General features: G+C 67.4%; 18 protein-coding genes. All 18 read left to right on the top strand.

The features are described from left to right. The first annotated feature begins 76 nt into the window (after positions 1 to 76). Positions 77 to 934, top strand: a complete 858-nt coding sequence (gene folP / locus ABZV44_RS03645; RefSeq protein ID WP_354831441.1) for a dihydropteroate synthase — start codon at positions 77 to 79, stop codon at positions 932 to 934. Further along, positions 931 to 1,347, top strand: a complete 417-nt coding sequence (folB, locus tag ABZV44_RS03640; RefSeq protein ID WP_354831439.1) for a dihydroneopterin aldolase — start codon at positions 931 to 933, stop codon at positions 1,345 to 1,347. The genes folP and folB overlap by 4 nt, the downstream gene beginning before the upstream one ends. Positions 1,348 to 1,351: 4 nt before the next feature. After that, positions 1,352 to 1,885 (top strand): 2-amino-4-hydroxy-6-hydroxymethyldihydropteridine diphosphokinase, encoded by a 534-nt coding sequence (gene folK, locus ABZV44_RS03635; protein ID WP_354831437.1) that lies wholly within the window; start codon positions 1,352 to 1,354, stop codon positions 1,883 to 1,885. Positions 1,886 to 1,901: 16 nt separating this feature from the next. Next, positions 1,902 to 2,372, top strand: coding sequence for a DUF3180 domain-containing protein (locus ABZV44_RS03630; protein WP_354831436.1), 471 nt, complete (start codon positions 1,902 to 1,904; stop codon positions 2,370 to 2,372). A 69-nt stretch (positions 2,373 to 2,441) separates the two neighbouring features. After that, positions 2,442 to 3,533 (top strand): DUF6779 domain-containing protein, encoded by a 1,092-nt coding sequence (locus ABZV44_RS03625; protein WP_354831434.1) that lies wholly within the window; start codon positions 2,442 to 2,444, stop codon positions 3,531 to 3,533. Between the two features lie 156 nt (positions 3,534 to 3,689). Further along, positions 3,690 to 4,622 (top strand): DUF2520 domain-containing protein, encoded by a 933-nt coding sequence (locus ABZV44_RS03620; protein ID WP_354831433.1) that lies wholly within the window; start codon positions 3,690 to 3,692, stop codon positions 4,620 to 4,622. A gap of 5 nt (positions 4,623 to 4,627) precedes the next feature. Then, the gene (gene panC, locus ABZV44_RS03615; RefSeq protein WP_354831430.1) at positions 4,628 to 5,554 is read left to right on the top strand and encodes a pantoate--beta-alanine ligase; all 927 of its coding nucleotides are present in this window, start codon (positions 4,628 to 4,630) and stop codon (positions 5,552 to 5,554) included. A gap of 13 nt (positions 5,555 to 5,567) precedes the next feature. Then, entirely contained in the window at positions 5,568 to 5,987 is a 420-nt protein-coding gene (gene panD, locus ABZV44_RS03610; protein ID WP_354831429.1) for an aspartate 1-decarboxylase, read from the top strand. A 10-nt stretch (positions 5,988 to 5,997) separates the two neighbouring features. Next, a complete protein-coding gene (locus tag ABZV44_RS03605; protein WP_354831427.1) occupies positions 5,998 to 6,813 on the top strand; it encodes a type III pantothenate kinase in 816 nt (271 codons plus the stop codon). 192 nt (positions 6,814 to 7,005) lie between these two features. Further along, the gene (locus ABZV44_RS03600; protein ID WP_354831425.1) at positions 7,006 to 7,617 is read left to right on the top strand and encodes a cysteine dioxygenase family protein; all 612 of its coding nucleotides are present in this window, start codon (positions 7,006 to 7,008) and stop codon (positions 7,615 to 7,617) included. A 5-nt stretch (positions 7,618 to 7,622) separates the two neighbouring features. After that, the gene (locus ABZV44_RS03595) at positions 7,623 to 8,045 is read left to right on the top strand and encodes a rhodanese-like domain-containing protein (RefSeq protein ID WP_354831679.1); all 423 of its coding nucleotides are present in this window, start codon (positions 7,623 to 7,625) and stop codon (positions 8,043 to 8,045) included. A gap of 159 nt (positions 8,046 to 8,204) precedes the next feature. Further along, complete coding sequence (gene lysS / locus ABZV44_RS03590; protein WP_354831677.1) at positions 8,205 to 9,671, top strand: lysine--tRNA ligase; 1,467 nt, start codon at positions 8,205 to 8,207, stop codon at positions 9,669 to 9,671. Positions 9,672 to 9,787: 116 nt separating this feature from the next. Continuing rightward, on the top strand, positions 9,788 to 10,150 hold the full coding sequence (locus ABZV44_RS03585; RefSeq protein WP_354831422.1) for an Lsr2 family protein: 363 nt from the start codon (positions 9,788 to 9,790) through the stop codon (positions 10,148 to 10,150). 254 nt (positions 10,151 to 10,404) lie between these two features. Beyond that, positions 10,405 to 10,965 carry an FHA domain-containing protein gene (locus tag ABZV44_RS03580; RefSeq protein WP_354831419.1) on the top strand — a complete coding sequence of 187 codons (561 nt, stop codon included), beginning with the start codon at positions 10,405 to 10,407 and terminating at the stop codon, positions 10,963 to 10,965. Positions 10,966 to 11,116: 151 nt separating this feature from the next. Next, complete coding sequence (locus ABZV44_RS03575) at positions 11,117 to 11,770, top strand: anthrone oxygenase family protein (protein WP_354831416.1); 654 nt, start codon at positions 11,117 to 11,119, stop codon at positions 11,768 to 11,770. 189 nt (positions 11,771 to 11,959) lie between these two features. Continuing rightward, a complete protein-coding gene (locus tag ABZV44_RS03570) occupies positions 11,960 to 12,913 on the top strand; it encodes a lipase (RefSeq protein WP_354831413.1) in 954 nt (317 codons plus the stop codon). A 258-nt stretch (positions 12,914 to 13,171) separates the two neighbouring features. Continuing rightward, positions 13,172 to 15,730, top strand: a complete 2,559-nt coding sequence (locus tag ABZV44_RS03565) for an ATP-dependent Clp protease ATP-binding subunit (RefSeq protein WP_354831410.1) — start codon at positions 13,172 to 13,174, stop codon at positions 15,728 to 15,730. A 149-nt stretch (positions 15,731 to 15,879) separates the two neighbouring features. After that, a complete protein-coding gene (locus ABZV44_RS03560) occupies positions 15,880 to 16,668 on the top strand; it encodes a phytanoyl-CoA dioxygenase family protein (protein WP_354831407.1) in 789 nt (262 codons plus the stop codon). The last annotated feature ends 34 nt before the right edge of the window (positions 16,669 to 16,702 follow it).

Raw genomic sequence — 16,702 nt, 5'->3', positions numbered from 1 at the left:
CGGACCGACCATGGCCGAGAGCGGTACACGGGGGGCCAACCTGGTTGTTCCTCGTGGGGGCCGCTCGTGTGTGGTGATGGGTGTCGTGAACGTCACCAGCGACTCGTTCTCCGACGGTGGCCGCTACCTGGATCCGGGTCTGGCGGTGGCGCACGGTCTCGAGCTGTACGAGATGGGCGCGGACATCATCGATGTGGGCGGCGAGTCCACCCGGCCCGGCGCGATTCGCATCGACCCGGAAACCGAAGCGGCGCGGGTGGTTCCGGTGATCCGGCAGCTGGCCGCGGCCGGGGTCCCGACCAGCGTGGACACCATGCGGGCGAGCGTGGCCGAGGCCGCCATCGCGGGGGGCGTGTCCATGGTCAATGACGTGTCGGGCGGCCGTGCCGACCCGAACATGGTGAAAGTCGTTGCGGCGACCAGGATCCCATGGATCCTCATGCACTGGCGGGCCGAGGCGGACTACCGTCACGCCGGTCCGGCCGAGCAGTACGACGATGTGGTGTCCAAGGTCTGGGAGGAGCTGAACGCGCAGGTCGAGTTCGCCCTCGCGGGCGGTGTCGATTTCGGGCAGCTGGTGCTGGACCCGGGTCTGGGCTTCGCCAAGAACGCCGACCACAACTGGGAGTTGCTGGGCGGCCTGTTCTATCGCATGACCGAGATGATGGACGCGGGCCTGCCGATCCTGATCGGCGCCTCTCGCAAGCGTTTCCTCGGCGGCCTGCTGGCCGATGCGGAGGGCCCGCGCCCGCCGGACGGCCGCGAGGTCGCCACGGCCACGATTTCCGCCCTGGCCGCCGAGCACGGCGCCTGGGGTGTGCGGGTGCACGATGTCCGATCGTCGCTGGACGCCATCGCGGTGGTCGACGCGACCACCAATGCGGCCCGGCGCCTGCGGGAGCGGTATGTCCGGGAGACGGGGGAGCGGCCGTGAGCATCCATCGCGCCGGATCACCGGGTGACCGCATCGAATTGCCGGGTGACCGTATCGAATTGCGCGGGCTGCGCGTCTTCGGCCATCACGGTGTCTTCGACTTCGAGAAGCGCGACGGCCAGGAGTTCGTCGTGGATCTGACGCTGTGGACGGATTTCACGGCCGCCGCGAAGTCGGACGACATCGCCGACACCGTCCACTACGGCGAGCTGGCCGAGCAGGTGGTGCGGATCGTGGCCGGGGAGCCGAAGGATCTGATCGAGACGGTGGTCTCGGCCATCGCCGACGAGGTGATGGCCGATCCGCGCATCCAGGCCGTGGAAGTGGTGCTGCACAAGCCTTTCGCGCCGATTCCCCATACCTTCGAAGACGTCCGTGTAGTCACGTCCCGTCGTCGCGAACCGGAGGAGTAGAGCGGTGACCCGCGTTGTCCTGTCGATCGGATCCAATCTCGGTGACCGGCTGGCGCATCTGCGCAGTGTCGTGGAGGCGCTGGGCCCGCGCGTGTTGGCGGTCTCGTCGGTGTACTCGACCCCGCCGTGGGGCGGGGTGCCGCAGCAGGACTACCTGAATGCGGTGCTGGTGGCCGAGGATCCGGCCATGGAGCCCTCGGACTGGCTACGCCTGGGGCAGGAGCTGGAGCACGCCGCGGGCCGGATCCGCGAAGTCCGCTGGGGCGCACGCACTCTCGATGTGGACGTGGTGCAGGCCGAGTCGCGCCGCCGCGACGGCCGGGTGGTGGTGCGCAGCCTGGATCCGGTGCTGACGCTGCCGCATCCGCAGGCCCACCGTCGCGCGTTCGTGCTGGTGCCGTGGCTGGAGGTCGATCCCGAGGCGGAGCTGGAGGCGACCGGCGCACTGCGCACGCTGCGAGAGTGGCTGTCCGCCTTGGATTCCGCCGAGGTGAGCGGGGTGCGCCGCACCGAGCTGACGCTGGGCTGGACGCCGTGACGCCGGAGCTGCTGCGGTGAAGCCGACCCGCATTCTCGATCTGTGTGCGAATGTGCTGCTGGCGGCGATCGTGGCCTGGGTCGCCACCAATATGGCGTATTCGAGTTTCCCGCCGATCTCGGTGTTCTCGGGCGCCTCGCTGTTGCCGGTGGCGCTGCTCGAGGCGGTGCTGGCCTTCGTGATTCGGCAGCGTAAGGAGAATCACGGGATCGGTCCCGGTTCGGGGCAGCTGCATGCGATCACGGCGGCCCGGGCGGTGGCGCTGGCGAAGGCGTCGGCGCAGGTGGGGTCGCTGGTGGGCGGGATCTGGCTGGGTTTCCTGGTGTGGCTGCTCATGCAGCGCTCGGATCTGCGCGCGGCGGCTTCGGATACGCCGGGCGCGGTGGTGGGTCTGCTGGGCGGGGTGGCCCTGGTGGCAGCGGCCCTGTGGCTGGAGTATTGCTGCCGCGCTCCCATTGAGCCGCCCGATGAGGCAGCTACTTCATAGCTAACGGATTGGCACTGATCATCCCCAAGGTGGGGACCGCACTCCCGAGATCAAGCTACGCTGGCGGACATGGTTTCACCCTCCCGTAGCAGTGCTTCCCGTCGCCGCCGGGAGGATGCGGGAAAGTTCTTCACCGGCTTTCTGCTTCTCCTCGGACTGGTTGCCAGCGTTTTCCTGGTCTTCAGTGACAACCTCCATCTGATCCGGGTGGGCCTGGTCGCGGCCCTCTGGGCGGCCGCCATCGGCGCGCTCGCGGCCACCCGTTATCGCAGGGAGGCGGCCGTCGACAAGGCGAAAGTGGGTGACCTCCAGAAGGTCTACCAACTCCAGCTGGAGCGCGAGGTTGCTGCCCGCCGCGAATACGAGCTCGGCGTGGAGACCCGGGTCCGCCACGAGGTCGGCGCCGACGCCGCGGAGATGGCCGCGCTGCGTGCCGAACTCACGGTCCTGCGCGAGAGCCTGCAGCGACTGTTCGACGGCGATCTGCCCTCCGAGCGTCCGGCCCTGCGTGCGGATGCCGTTCGGGTCCAAGAACTTCCGAGCAGCGAGGCCGGTTCGGCCCCCGAGGCGGCGAACGATAACTGGCCGGACGCGGATCCCTGGGACCCGTGGTCGTCCCCCGACCAGGCCGAGGACGACGACGACCCGCGCGCCCGCATGGCCCCGAAGTTCGATCCCGCGCACCCCGAACCGCCGGCCTTCGCCACCCCCTTCGACGACCCGGTCACCGCCGAGACGTCGATCATCACCGACGCCATGCGCCAGGACTACGAGGCCGAACGCGCAGCCGCCGAACCGGATTCGTCCACCCCGCCCCCGAACCCGGAGGCCGCCAACGAATCCGCCGCCGCCCCCGCCGCCCCCGCGGCCAACGGCAATGCCGGCACCAATGGCAATGCCGGCACCAGCGCCAGTGCCGGCGCCAACGGCGGTGCGCCCGCCAATGGCGGTACCGCCACCAATGGCAGCGCCACTGCCAATGGCACCGCCACCAACGGCCCCGCCCCGCGCCTGACCCCCGACCCCACCCCCTCGGCCCCGGTGGGCCGCGCCACCACCCGCCGTCGTCGCCGCTCCGAGGACGACGCCGGCGCCGAAGGCACCCACCGCCTCTCGGTCGCCGAGATCATGGCCAATCTCAAGTCCGAGAACAGCAACTGACCGGAAGTCCACCGGGGGTCGGGGGCAGCGCCCCCGAGAGTCGCGAGAGTTGCCTATCCCACAGTGGGTAGCTCTGGCGAATCGGCGGCGATATCCTCGCTCGAGTAACGTCCGGTACCCGCAAGGCGGGACTGGAACGACTTTCGAGAGGACAAAGTGACCTCGGACAAGGATGTCTGCGGGACCGATCCTGCGCCTGCACGCTTGACGGTGGGAATCGTCTCGGCGGGACGCGTTGGATCCGCGCTGGGTGTGGCACTCGAGCGTGCCGGGCATGTCGTATTCGGGGTTTCCGCGATTTCGGATGCCTCGGTGCGTCGTGCCACCACGCGCCTGCCGGATTCCCGCATCCTGCCCGCCGAGGAGGTCGCCGCCCGCAGTGAGCTGCTGATTCTCGCGGTGCCGGACAGTGAACTGCCGGGTCTGGTCGCGGGTTTGGCGGCCGCGACCGCGGTGCGCGCGGGCACCATCGTGGTGCACACGTCCGGTGCGAACGGGGTCGGCGTGCTCGCGCCGCTGACCGCGCTGGGCACGCTGCCGCTGGCGATTCATCCGGCCATGACCTTCACGGGACACGACGAGGATGTGGCGCGCCTGGCCAATGCCTGCTTCGGTGTGACCGCCGCCGACGACATCGGCTATGCCATCGGGCAGTCGCTGGTGATCGAAATGGGCGGCGAGCCGGTGCGGGTCGCGGAGGAGAACCGCACCCTCTATCACGCGGCTCTCGCGCACGGCAGCAACCATCTGGTGACCTTGATCGTGGATGCGGTCGAGGCGTTGCGCGCGGCGCTGTCCGGTCCGGGTCTGCTGGGCCAGCAGACGGTCGACGATCAGCCGAACGGCCTGGCCGAGCGCATGCTCGCGCCGCTGGCCTCGGCCGCCCTCGACAATGCCCTGCGCCGCGGCCCGGCCGCGTTGACGGGTCCGGTGGCGCGCGGCGATGTGGCCGCGGTGGCCGCGCATCTGGACGCTCTCGAAGCCTTGAATCCCCGGCTGGCCGCGGGCTATCGCGCCCTGTCGTTGCGTTCGGCCGAGCGCGCCAAGACCAATCCCGCCCTGATCGATCTGCTGGAGAAAGGACACTGACGCCCATGGACCCCAAGCTGATTGGCACGTACAAGCGCGGCGAGCTGACCGTGCTGCACGATCCGGCCGTCATGACCAAGGTCGTGAAGGCGCTGCGGTCGGTGGGCCGCCGGGTCGCGCTGGTGCCGACCATGGGCGCGCTGCACGAGGGCCATCTGGAGCTGGTGCGGCTGGCGAAGCTGACCAACACCACGGTCATCGTGTCGATCTTCGTGAACCCGCTGCAGTTCGGCGCGAACGAGGATCTCGACAAGTACCCGCGCACCCTGGACTCGGACGTGGAGCTGCTGCGCGGCGAGGGCGTGGAGTTGGTGTTCGCGCCGAGCGCGAAGGACATGTACCCGTTCGGCACCCGCACCACGGTGCAGGCCGGTCCCTACGGCGACATCCTCGAGGGCGCGACCCGCCCGGGCCACTTCTCCGGTGTGCTGACCGTCGTGTCGAAGCTCTTCAATATCTGCATGCCGCACGAGGCGTTCTTCGGCGAGAAGGACTACCAGCAGCTGGCGCTGATCCGGCAGATGGTCGTCGACCTGAACATGGACGTGAAGATCGTGCCGGCGGCGACCGTCCGCGAGGCGGACGGGCTGGCCAAGTCCTCCCGCAACCGCTACCTGAGCGCGGCGGAGCGCGACCTGGCCACCACCCTGTCGGCGGCGCTGCTGGCCGGCCGGCACGCGGCGGGCCGGGGTCCGGAGGCCGTGCTGGAGACCGCGCAGTCGGTGCTGGATCTCGCGCCGGACATCCAGGTCGACTATCTGGCCCTGCGGGGTGCGGACTTCTCCGAGCAGTGGCCGACCGGCAATGCCCGGCTGCTGGTCGCGGCCCGGGTCGGCACCACCCGCCTGATCGACAACATGCCCGTCTCCATCGGCAAGCCGCTCGATGGCCACCCCACTGCCCCCGATCAGCCTGCCCAGGCAGCTCTCTAGGAAGGCGACGACGATGTTGCGCACCATGATGACGTCGAAGATCCACCGCGCCACGGTGACTCACGCCGATCTGCACTACGTGGGTTCGGTGACCGTGGACCAGGACCTGCTCGATGCCGCCGACCTGCTCGAGGGCGAGAAGGTCAGCATTGTCGACATCACCAACGGGGCCCGCCTCGAGACCTATGTGATCGCCGGCGAGCGCGGGTCCGGCGTGATCGGAATCAATGGTGCCGCAGCGCATCTCGTGCATCCCGGCGACCTGGTCATCCTGATCGCCTACGGCATGATGGACGAGGCCGAGCTGAAGAACTACGCCCCGCACGTGGTCTTCGTCGACGAGCGCAATCGCCCGGTCGAGCTGGGCACCGATCCGGCGCACGCCCCGGAGGGGTCCGACCTGATCTCGCCGCGTTCGCTCTCGCTGGCCTGAGCGGCGGGCCATGCTGCTGACCATCGATGTCCGCAACACCAGCATCGAGCTGGGCCTGTTCTCCGGCAGCGGAGACCACGCGAAGCTGGTGCGGCACTGGCGGATGCACACCAATCCGCTGCTGACCGCGGACGAGTTCGCGCTGCAGGTGCGCGGCCTGATCGGCGCGGACGCCGAACAGGTGGTGGGCGTCGCGGCGCTGTCCACGGTGCCGCCGGTGCTGCGCGAGCTGCGTGAAATGCTGTCCCGCTATTGGGCTCATGTCCCGCACGTGCTGGTGGAACCCGGTGTGCGCACGGGTATTCCGCTGCTGGTGGACAATCCCAAGGAGGTCGGTGCGGACCGCATCGTGAATTGTCTTGCGGCATATCACCGTTTCCATTCGCCGGCCATCGTGGTGGATTTCGGGACGGCCATCTGTGTGGATCTGGTGTCGGCCAAGGGGGAATTCCTCGGCGGCAGTATCGCGCCCGGGGTGGAGATTTCCACCGAGGCGCTGATCGCCCGCAGTGCGCTGCGCCGCGCGGAGCTGACCCGCCCGCGGTCGGTGGTGGGCAAGAACAGCATGGAGTGCCTGCAGTCGGGCGCCATTTTCGGTTTCGCGGGCCTGGTGGACGGCCTGATCGATCGCATTCGCGATATCGACGCCTTCTCCGGCGACGATGTGGCGGTGGTGGCGACGGGCGCGACCGCGCCGCTGATCGTGCCGGAGTCGGAGACCATCGAGCATCATGAGCCGCATCTGACACTGGACGGCCTGCGCTTGGTCTACGAGCGCAATCAGCAGCGCCGGTCCCGGTCCGAGCCGGGCGCCGCCCGGCCCTGAACAGACCGGCTGGAATAAAAGTGACGCAGTCGTCGCCGGGAGCCCTGGTGATTCCCGGCGGACCGCTGTTAGACTCGCCGACGTGTATTTCCGCATGAGCACCCAGGAGTGTTGTCGAGGCTGATTCGCCTCGACGGTCGTCGAGGCTTCGTATAGCCCCCGACCACAAACACACTTCTTGGAGTTTCGCTCATGCGTTCCTCTGTTTTTTCCCTCCCTGTCGATATCCGCGCCGCCGCCTCGCCGCTCCTGCCCGAGGTCACCGAGCGGGCCACCGCCTCCGCCCTGCCGACCCGGCTGCGTCCGGCCGACCTGCTGCGCCTGACCGACGAGGGCGCCCAGGACGTGCTGGAGGGCCGCTACGACCACCTGCTGCCCGACGGCGGCCTGTGGCCCACCGAAAACCGCTGGGCCACAAGGCTTGTCGCCGATGACGAGGTGGACATCTGGCTGATCAGCTGGGTCGAGGGCAAATACACCGAACTGCACGACCACGCCGGCTCGCTGGGAGCGCTGACCGTGCTCTCCGGCGCGCTGTCGGAATACCGCTGGAACGGCCGGGACCTGCGCCGCCGCACCCTCACCGCGGGTGATCAGGCCTCTTTCCCGCTCGGCTGGGTGCACGACGTGGTGCGTGCCCCCGAGGCGGAGGCCGGCATCACCGGCCCGCTGAATCCGACTTTGAGCGTGCACGCCTATTCCCCGCCGCTGACGGCCATGTCCTATTACGAGGTCACCGGCCACGGCACCCTGCGGCGCACCCGTTCCGTCCTCACCGACCAGCCCGAAGGCGAACTCGAATGACCCACATGACGATCGACGGCATGCTCGCCCAGGCCCGCGGGCAGCTGCGTCGCCTGCTTCCGATCGAAATCCCGCAGGCCATCGCCCGCGGCGCGATTCTGGTGGATATTCGCCCGCAGGCGCAGCGGATGCGCGAGGGCACCCTGCCGGGCGCCCTGGTGATCGAGCGAAATGTCCTGGAATGGCGTTTGGATCCGTCGAGTTCCGCGCGTCTGGCCATGGCCGAGCACCACGACATGGAATGGATCATCGTCTGCTCGGAGGGATACACCTCGAGCCTGGCCGCCGCCTCCCTGCAACAGCTGGGCCTGCGCCGCGCCACCGATCTCGAGGGCGGATATCAGGCCTTGAAAGCGGCGGGCCTGCTGACCGCCGCGGTCACTGCCCCGCACTTCGAACGCGAGGTCGCGACCCTCGCCTGGCTGTAGCCGAACCGGCGGGGAGGCGGCGGAAAAAAGAAATTCCGCCGCAGGATAGTCTTGAGACCCGTGAGCACCTCCACTCCTTCTTCTCCCTCGAGCAACCCCGTTCCTGCTGGGCAAAAGCGTGCCGCGGCGGCCCCCGTGGAGCACGACGTTCCCGAGCAGATGCGGATTCGCCGCGAGAAGCGCGAGCGGTTGCTCCAGGAGGGCCGTGAGGCCTATCCGGTGGTGGTGAACCGTACCCACACCCTCGGTGAAATTCGCGAGGCGTACCCGGATCTGGTGGCCGATACCCAGACCGGTCAGACGGTCGGGATTGCGGGGCGCGTCATTTTCGTCCGAAATACCGGCAAACTGTGTTTCGCCACCCTGCAGGAGGGCGACGGCACCAAGCTGCAGGCGATGATCAGCCTCAATGGCGTCGGCGCGGAGTCGCTGGCGGCCTGGAAGTCCGATGTCGACCTGGGTGACTTCGTGTACGTGCACGGCGAGGTGATCGCCTCGCGCACGGGCGAATTGAGTGTGATGGCCGATACGTGGGAGATGGCGGCGAAGTCGCTGCGCCCGCTGCCGGTGGCCCACAAGGAGATGGGCGAGGAGTCGCGCGTCCGCCAGCGCTACGTCGACCTGATCCTGCGCCCGGAGGCCCGCGAGATGGCCCGCACCCGCGTCGCGGCTGTGCGCGCCCTGCGAAATGCGTTGGAGCGCAGAGGTTTCCTCGAGGTCGAGACCCCGATGCTGCAGACCATTCACGGCGGCGCCGCGGCCCGTCCGTTCGCCACGCACTCGAACGCGCTCGATATGGAGCTGTTCCTGCGCATCGCTCCGGAGCTGTTCCTGAAGCGTTGCGTGGTCGGCGGCATCGAGAAGGTCTTCGAGATCAACCGGAACTTCCGCAACGAGGGCGCGGACTCGACCCATTCGCCCGAGTTCGCAATGCTGGAAACCTACGAGGCGTACGGCACCTACGATGATTCCGCCACGATGATGCGGGAATTGATCCAGGAAGTCGCGCAGGAGGTCTACGGCACGCAGGTCGTGACGCTCGCCGACGGCACCGAATACGATCTGTCCGGCGAGTGGGCGACCGTGGAGATGTACCCGTCGCTGTCGGAGTCGATCGGTACCGAGGTCACCCCGGAAACGTCGGTCGAGGAATTGCTGGCACTCGCGGACCGGGTCGGTCTGGAAATTCCGGAGGGCAAGGGCTACGGGCACGGCAAACTGGTCGAGGAACTGTGGGAGCACGTCTACGGTGACAAGCTGTACGCGCCGACTTTCGTACGGGACTTCCCGGTCGAGACATCGCCGCTGACGCGCCAGCATCGGAGCAAGCCCGGGGTTACCGAGAAGTGGGACCTGTACGTGCGCGGCTTCGAACTGGCCACCGGCTATTCCGAACTCGTGGATCCGGTGATCCAGCGGGACCGTTTCATGGATCAGGCGCGTTTGGCCGCGGCCGGTGACGAGGAGGCCATGCGCCTGGACGAGGACTTCCTCACCGCGATGGAGCACGGTATGCCTCCCACAACCGGAACGGGTATGGGTATCGATCGTTTGCTGATGGCCCTGACTGGCCTGGGAATCCGGGAAACGATACTCTTTCCAATTGTGCGTCCGGTAGCCCGATAGTTCTCCGGATTGCATTTCCGGGCCCTGTTCTGGGACTATCGGAATTAGCGGTATTCTGGCGTCGGGTAATCGGCCTGACTATGCGGGTCGCACGATTTCGAGAGGACGTTCATCTCATGGCAAAGAAGGTCACCGTTAGCTTGATCGACGATGTCGACGGTGAGTCCATCGCGGACGAGACCATCGAGTTCGCAATCGATGGCGTCTCGTACGAGATCGACTTGTCGACGGAGAATGCGGCCAAGCTGCGGGAGGGTCTGGACAGTTGGGTTTCGGCTGCTCGGCGTGTGAGTGGCCGGCGTCGTACCAAGGTGGCCGGTGCTCCGGCCGCGGGCCCGAAGAACCGGGTGTCGATCGATCGCGAACAAAGCGCGGCCATTCGCGAATGGGCACGCCGGAATGGTCACAAGGTGTCCGCTCGTGGTCGTATCTCCGCTGACATCACCGAGGCTTACAACAAGGCCGCTGCTAAGAACTAGTTGTCCGACTAGTCGCCGATTCGACTGCCGTCCGGGTGTTTCGTGCGTGCCCGGGCGGCAGTGGTTTTCTTCATACGCTTTGCGTATAACAGGGGGATCGACTGCGATCTTGCTAGTGCCGGGGAGGCCAGGCACCATTGAAACGTGCGGACGATGTCACTGGCTGGAAGTAGAGAAGAGGTATCGGCGCAGTGACCGCTTTCCACGGTTCCTTCCTCCGGGTCAAGGATCAAGAGGGACGTCAGCATGAGCTGATGCTGTCCCCTGACCAGCCGCGAATCACCATCGGGCGATCGCCTCAGGCCGACCTGTCCCTGTTCTGGGACGTCGAGGTGTCGCGGCTGCATGCCACCGCCGAGTACCTGGGCGCGCACTGGACCATCGTCGACGACGGCCTTTCCCGCAACGGCACTTTCGTCAACGGGGATCGCCTGGTCGGCCGCCATCGTCTGCAACCTGGGGACGTCATCCGGATGGGCACCTCGCGGGTCACCTTCCACGACTTCAGCGGCGCCGCAGGCGATGTCACGCAGACCTCCACCGGCGGGCTGCCGACGCTGCGCTCGCTCACCGAAACCCAGCGGTCGGTATTGGTCGCGCTCTGCCGGCCGCTCCGGAGCAATGACGGGTTCGCCTCACCCGCCTCCAACCAGCAGATCGCGGCGGAACTCTTCCTCAGCGTCGACGCCATCAAGACCCACCTCCGCGCGCTGTTCGCGAAGTTCGGTGTCGAGGACCTCCCGCAGAACCAGAAGCGGGTCCGCCTCGCCAACCTGGCCATGCAGTCCGGCGTCATCTCCGAACGCGACCTCTGATTCGCCGATCCTGGTACTGCCCGTGCCTGTTGGACCCCTGCGCATGCGTGCGAGCTTCTGAGCCATGGGTTTCCGTGCCCGCCGGCGATTGACTGGACGTAGTCGATCGCCCGGGAAGAACACGGGTGGCAGATCCAATCAGGAGAGAACCATGTTCGCATTTCGCACCGCTGCGCTGGTGGCGGCGACGCTGACCACCGGACTGATCGCCGGGGTGTTCTACGCCTACGCGACCTCGGTGATGACGGCCCTGGGCCAGTCCGACGACCGCACCTTCATCGATGTCATGCAGAAGATCAACGTGGTCATCATCAATCCGTGGTTCATGCTCGGATTCATGGGCACGGTCGGCTTCACCGTGCTGGCCGCGGCCCTGCACCTGGGCAAGGACAACCGCACCACGCTGATCTGGATCGGGGTCGCGCTGGCCCTCAATGTGATCGCCTTCTGCGTCACCTCGGGCCTGAACGTGCCGCTCAACAATCAGCTGGCCAATGCCGGCGACGTCGGGCAGATCCCGGATCTGGCGGCGGTGCGCTCGCAGTTCGAAAGCTCGTGGGTGACTTGGAATATCGTCCGCGCGGTGCTCCACACGCTGGCGTTCCTGGTGTTGACGGGCGCGCTGTTCGTGGCCGGCGTCCAGCATGCCGAGGCGAGCGCGGCCGCCGCGGTCACCACCGTCGCGCCCACCGCGCAGCCGGGCTTCCCGCCGGCGCCGGGCGCGTACTCGGCTCCGGCCGCGTGGTCCGCTCCGGCTCAGCAGCCTTTCCCGGCCCAGTCCGGATTCGTCTCCGGTCAGCAGTAGTTCGGTCCGATTCCGGCGGTGGCCGGGACCCTGGATGCGGCCTCACAAGCCGCCTGCGGGGCCCGGCCGCCGCCGTTTTCCTATACTGAAACAGGTTTCAGAACTTACCCGCCAGTAACCCATCCCTCGTGCTTGTTTCCTGATTAGGTATGCCGAACGCGTTCTAATTTGGGAGGGAACATGAGAAGGATGCCCAGACGAGGAACGCCGGGATCACTGCTGATCATGGCGGTTCTGGCGGTCTTGTGGATCGGTGCGAGCGGTACCGCCCGAGCGGAATACCCGGTCACTTTCAACTTCTTCGCGGGCATCCCCAACGAGCTCACCAATCCCGGTGGCTCGCTGCCCGGCGCCAATGACTGGTCCTGCAAACCCAGTGCGGCGCACCCGGATCCGGTGGTCCTCGTGCACGGCACCGCGGGCGGTGCGCAGACCAACTGGGGCGCCTACGCGCCACTGCTCGCCAACCAGGGCTACTGCGTCTTCGCCCTGACCTATGGCGCCCTCGACGTGCCGTGGCCGCTGTCCGCGCTGGGCGGTATGAAGCCGATCCCCGAGAGCGCCGCACAGCTGGGCGCCTTTGTGAGCCGCGTGCTGTCCGCGACCGGTGCGGCGCAGGTCGACTTCGTCGCCCACTCGCAGGGCAACACGGTCGGCGAGTACTACATCAAGCGGCTCGGCGGCTCGGGCAAGGTCAACCGTTTCGTGGCCATCGCGCCTCCGTGGCTGGGCATCTTCGGCGACCAGATGAACGTCGTGCGCGCCTTCGGACGGCAGCTCGGCGCGAGCGCCGACCAGGTGGACAACTTGGCCGCCATGGGCGTCGTGTGTCAGGCGTGCCCGGAGATGCTCGGCAACTCCTCGTTCATGAATGCGCTGAACGCCGACGGCGTCTACGACCCGTCGGTCACCTACACCAACCTGGCCTCCAACTTCGACGAGGCGGTATGGCCCGCCATCGCGCTGGTCCCGGCTCCGAACGTCACCAATGATCTGATGCAGGACGGTTGCCCGGTCGACTTCTCCGATCACATGGCCATCGCCGGCAGTCGCCGCGCGGCCATGATGGCCCTCAACGCGCTCGATCCGGAGCATGCCCAGCCGGTGCCGTGCGAGTTCGTCCCGCCCGTCACCGGCGACTGAGGAACCCCGAACGTGACTGTTCGCTGTGGGCGTAGCCGATTCGGAAACGGTCCGCGCAACTGCCCCGTTATGACTGAATGAGTCGTACTGTCGCCGGTTCGCAATAGGGTGGACGGACGACGTGCGTGACCCCCGGCAACTAGAGTGGAGTCGGGGGATGCAACCCCAGGGCTTCATGGCAGGCTGGCGACCAGAAGGGCAGCACAGGGTCTGAAGCGCCGGATGCCAGTGATGGCGGAGCAGGAGAGTGAGGGAGCGATGTTCGAGAGGTTCACCGACCGCGCGCGGCGGGTCGTTGTCCTGGCCCAAGAAGAGGCCCGGATGCTCAACCACAACTACATCGGCACCGAGCACATCCTGCTGGGCCTGATCCACGAGGGCGAGGGCGTCGCGGCGAAGTCGCTGGAATCCCTTGGCATCTCGCTGGAGGGTGTGCGTTCGCAGGTCGAGGAGATCATCGGTCAGGGCCAGCAGGCCCCGTCCGGCCACATTCCGTTCACCCCGCGCGCCAAGAAGGTGCTGGAGCTGTCGCTGCGCGAGGCGCTGCAGCTCGGGCACAACTACATCGGCACCGAGCACATTCTGCTCGGCCTGATCCGCGAGGGTGAGGGCGTCGCGGCGCAGGTGCTGGTCAAGCTGGGCGCGGACCTGAACCGGGTGCGCCAGCAGGTCATCCAGCTGCTGTCGGGTTACCAGGGCAAGGAGCCCGTCGAGGGTTCCGGTTCGCGCGGCGAGCAGGGGACCCCGTCCACCTCGCTGGTGCTGGACCAGTTCGGCCGCAACCTGACCCAGGCCGCCCTCGAGGGCAAGCTCGACCCGGTCATCGGCCGCTCGAAGGAAATCGAGCGCGTGATGCAGGTGCTGAGCCGCCGTACCAAGAACAACCCGGTCCTGATCGGTGAGCCCGGCGTCGGTAAAACCGCCGTCGTGGAGGGTCTCGCCCAGGCCATCGTCAACGGCGAGGTGCCGGAGACGCTCAAGGACAAGCAGCTGTACACCCTCGACCTGGGTTCCCTGGTCGCGGGCAGCCGCTACCGCGGTGATTTCGAGGAGCGCCTGAAGAAGGTGCTCAAGGAGATCAACACCCGCGGCGACATCATCCTGTTCATCGACGAGCTGCACACCCTGGTGGGTGCGGGCGCGGCCGAGGGCGCGATCGACGCGGCCTCGATCCTGAAGCCCAAGCTGGCTCGCGGTGAGCTGCAGACCATCGGCGCCACCACGCTCGACGAGTACCGCAAGTACATCGAGAAGGACGCCGCCCTGGAGCGCCGGTTCCAGCCGGTCCAGGTGGGCGAGCCGACGGTCGAGCACACCATCAACATCCTCAAGGGTCTGCGCGACCGCTACGAGGCGCACCACCGGGTTTCGATCACCGATGGCGCTCTCGTCGCCGCCGCTACCCTCGCGGACCGCTACATCAACGACCGCTTCCTGCCGGACAAGGCGATCGACCTCATCGACGAGGCCGGTGCGCGCATGCGCATCCGCCGGATGACCGCGCCGCCGGACCTGCGCGAGTTCGACGACAAGATCGCCGAGGCGCGCCGGGAGAAGGAGTCCGCGATCGACGCGCAGGACTTCGAGAAGGCCGCGCGTCTGCGCGACAAGGAGAAGCAGCTCGTCGCCAAGCGGGCCGAGCGCGAAAAGCAGTGGCGCTCCGGCGATCTGGACGTCGTGGCCGAGGTCGACGACGAGCAGATCGCAGAGGTGCTGGCCAACTGGACCGGTATCCCGGTGTTCAAGCTCACCGAGGAGGAGACCACCCGTCTGCTCCGCATGGAGGACGAGCTGCACAAGCGGATCATCGGCCAGGAGGACGCGGTCAAGGCCGTGTCCAAGGCCATCCGCCGCACCCGCGCCGGTCTGAAGGACCCGAAGCGTCCGTCGGGCTCGTTCATCTTCGCCGGTCCGTCCGGTGTCGGTAAGACCGAGCTGTCGAAGGCGCTGGCGAACTTCCTGTTCGGCGAGGACGACGCGCTCATCCAGATCGACATGGGCGAGTTCCACGACCGCTTCACCGCCTCGCGGCTGTTCGGTGCCCCTCCGGGCTACGTGGGCTACGAGGAGGGCGGCCAGCTCACCGAGAAGGTGCGTCGCAAGCCGTTCTCGGTGGTGCTGTTCGACGAGATCGAGAAGGCGCACCAGGAGATCTACAACACCCTGCTGCAGGTCCTCGAGGACGGCCGCCTGACCGATGGTCAGGGTCGCACGGTCGACTTCAAGAACACGGTGCTGATCTTCACCTCGAACCTCGGTACCTCGGACATCTCGAAGGCCGTGGGTCTGGGCTTCGCGCAGTCCAACAACGAGGGCTCGAACTACGAGCGGATGAAGCTCAAGGTCAACGACGAGCTGAAGAAGCACTTCCGGCCCGAGTTCCTCAACCGTATCGACGACGTGATCGTGTTCCACCAGCTCACTCAGGACCAGATCATCCAGATGGTCGACCTGATGATCGGCCGCGTCGCCAACCAGCTGAAGAACAAGGACATGGAGATCGAGCTGACCGAACAGGCCAAGAGCCTGCTGGCCAAGCGCGGTTTCGACCCGGTCCTGGGTGCCCGCCCGCTGCGTCGCACCATTCAGCGCGAGATCGAGGACCAGCTGTCGGAGAAGATCCTCTTCGGCGAACTGGGCGCCGGTCAGGTCGTGGTGGTGGACGTCGAGGGCTGGGACGGCGAAGGCCAGGGCGAGAACGCCAAGTTCACGTTCACGCCGAGGGCCAAGCTGACCAAGAAGTCGGACTCCGGCGTCGAGGACAAGCCGGTCGCCGCCCTCGCGGGTGAGGCTCCGGCCTCCGCCTCGGGCGAGTAAGGTCTCAGCGACAACGAAAGCCCCGTTCTCCTTCGGGAGGGCGGGGCTTTTCGTGTGCCCGGGGAGAGAAATTCGGTGGCGGCGCGATCCTGGTATCGCCCATGCTCGGATAGCTGTCCGGAGGGACCGGGCGCGGAAAGGGCGGCAGCATGCTCTCCGAGACACAGATCGAGGACTTCATCACCGAGGGATTCGTGAAGGTCGAGGGAGCCTTCTCCGCCGAGACGGCCGCCGCGGGCCGCGAGATCCTCTGGCGCGCAACCGGTTGCGACCCGGAGGATCCGTCGACCTGGACCCAGCCGGTCATCCGGCTGTGGGACCACGCCCAGGAGCCCTTCGCGCGGGCGGTCACCGCGCCGCCGCTGCTCGCCGCCTTCGATCAACTGGTCGGTCCCGGCCGCTGGTTCCCCCGGAAAACCCTGGGCAGCTGGCCGATTCGATTCCCCAGCCCGGAGCCGCCGGGCGACGACGGCTGGCACGTCGATGTGAGTTTTCCCGGCGATGCCGCCCGCGACGACTACCTGAGCTGGCGCGTGAACATCCACTCCAAGGGCCGCGCCCTGCTGATGTTGTTCCTGTTCTCCGATGTCGGCGTCGATGACGCCCCGACGCGTATCCGGGTCGGCTCGCACCTGCGGCTGGCGCCGGTACTGGAGCCGCTCGGCGAGGCGGGCACCACCATGTTCGACCTCCACGAGTTCTACACCGCCACGGCCGATCTCCCCGAGGCCGTCGCGACCGGCCGGGCCGGCGACGTCTACCTCTGCCATCCCTTCCTGGTGCACGCCGCCCAGCCCAATCGCGTCGGCCGCCCGAAGTTCATGGCCCAGCCGCCGCTGCTGCTGCGCGAGCCGTGCGTACTGGACCGCCCGGACGGCGCGTATTCGCCGGTGGAACGGGCCATCCGGCGCGGGCTGGCGCTCGGGGCCGCGCACTGACTACGCGCCGAGGCGTAGCCGGGATGTGGTCTGC

Origin of the sequence: Nocardia sp. NPDC004860 (assembly GCF_040609015.1) — a bacterium.
Lineage (GTDB): Bacteria > Actinomycetota > Actinomycetes > Mycobacteriales > Mycobacteriaceae > Nocardia.
Note: the sequence above shows the minus strand (reverse complement) of the source record. Positions and strands in the feature narration are given on the sequence as shown.

Bases quoted from the DNA above. Each gene is read 5' to 3' on its own strand.
- folP (WP_354831441.1), top strand. From the start codon at position 77: ATGGGTGTCGTGAACGTCACCAGCGACTCGTTCTCCGACGGTGGCCGC.
- ABZV44_RS03625 (WP_354831434.1), top strand. From the start codon at position 2,442: ATGGTTTCACCCTCCCGTAGCAGTGCTTCCCGTCGCCGCCGGGAGGAT.
- panC (WP_354831430.1), top strand. From the start codon at position 4,628: ATGGACCCCAAGCTGATTGGCACGTACAAGCGCGGCGAGCTGACCGTG.
- panD (WP_354831429.1), top strand. From the start codon at position 5,568: ATGTTGCGCACCATGATGACGTCGAAGATCCACCGCGCCACGGTGACT.
- ABZV44_RS03605 (WP_354831427.1), top strand. From the start codon at position 5,998: ATGCTGCTGACCATCGATGTCCGCAACACCAGCATCGAGCTGGGCCTG.
- ABZV44_RS03600 (WP_354831425.1), top strand. From the start codon at position 7,006: ATGCGTTCCTCTGTTTTTTCCCTCCCTGTCGATATCCGCGCCGCCGCC.
- ABZV44_RS03595 (WP_354831679.1), top strand. From the start codon at position 7,623: ATGACGATCGACGGCATGCTCGCCCAGGCCCGCGGGCAGCTGCGTCGC.
- lysS (WP_354831677.1), top strand. From the start codon at position 8,205: ATGCGGATTCGCCGCGAGAAGCGCGAGCGGTTGCTCCAGGAGGGCCGT.
- ABZV44_RS03585 (WP_354831422.1), top strand. From the start codon at position 9,788: ATGGCAAAGAAGGTCACCGTTAGCTTGATCGACGATGTCGACGGTGAG.
- ABZV44_RS03580 (WP_354831419.1), top strand. From the start codon at position 10,405: ATGCTGTCCCCTGACCAGCCGCGAATCACCATCGGGCGATCGCCTCAG.
- ABZV44_RS03575 (WP_354831416.1), top strand. From the start codon at position 11,117: ATGTTCGCATTTCGCACCGCTGCGCTGGTGGCGGCGACGCTGACCACC.
- ABZV44_RS03570 (WP_354831413.1), top strand. From the start codon at position 11,960: ATGCCCAGACGAGGAACGCCGGGATCACTGCTGATCATGGCGGTTCTG.
- ABZV44_RS03565 (WP_354831410.1), top strand. From the start codon at position 13,172: ATGTTCGAGAGGTTCACCGACCGCGCGCGGCGGGTCGTTGTCCTGGCC.
- ABZV44_RS03560 (WP_354831407.1), top strand. From the start codon at position 15,880: ATGCTCTCCGAGACACAGATCGAGGACTTCATCACCGAGGGATTCGTG.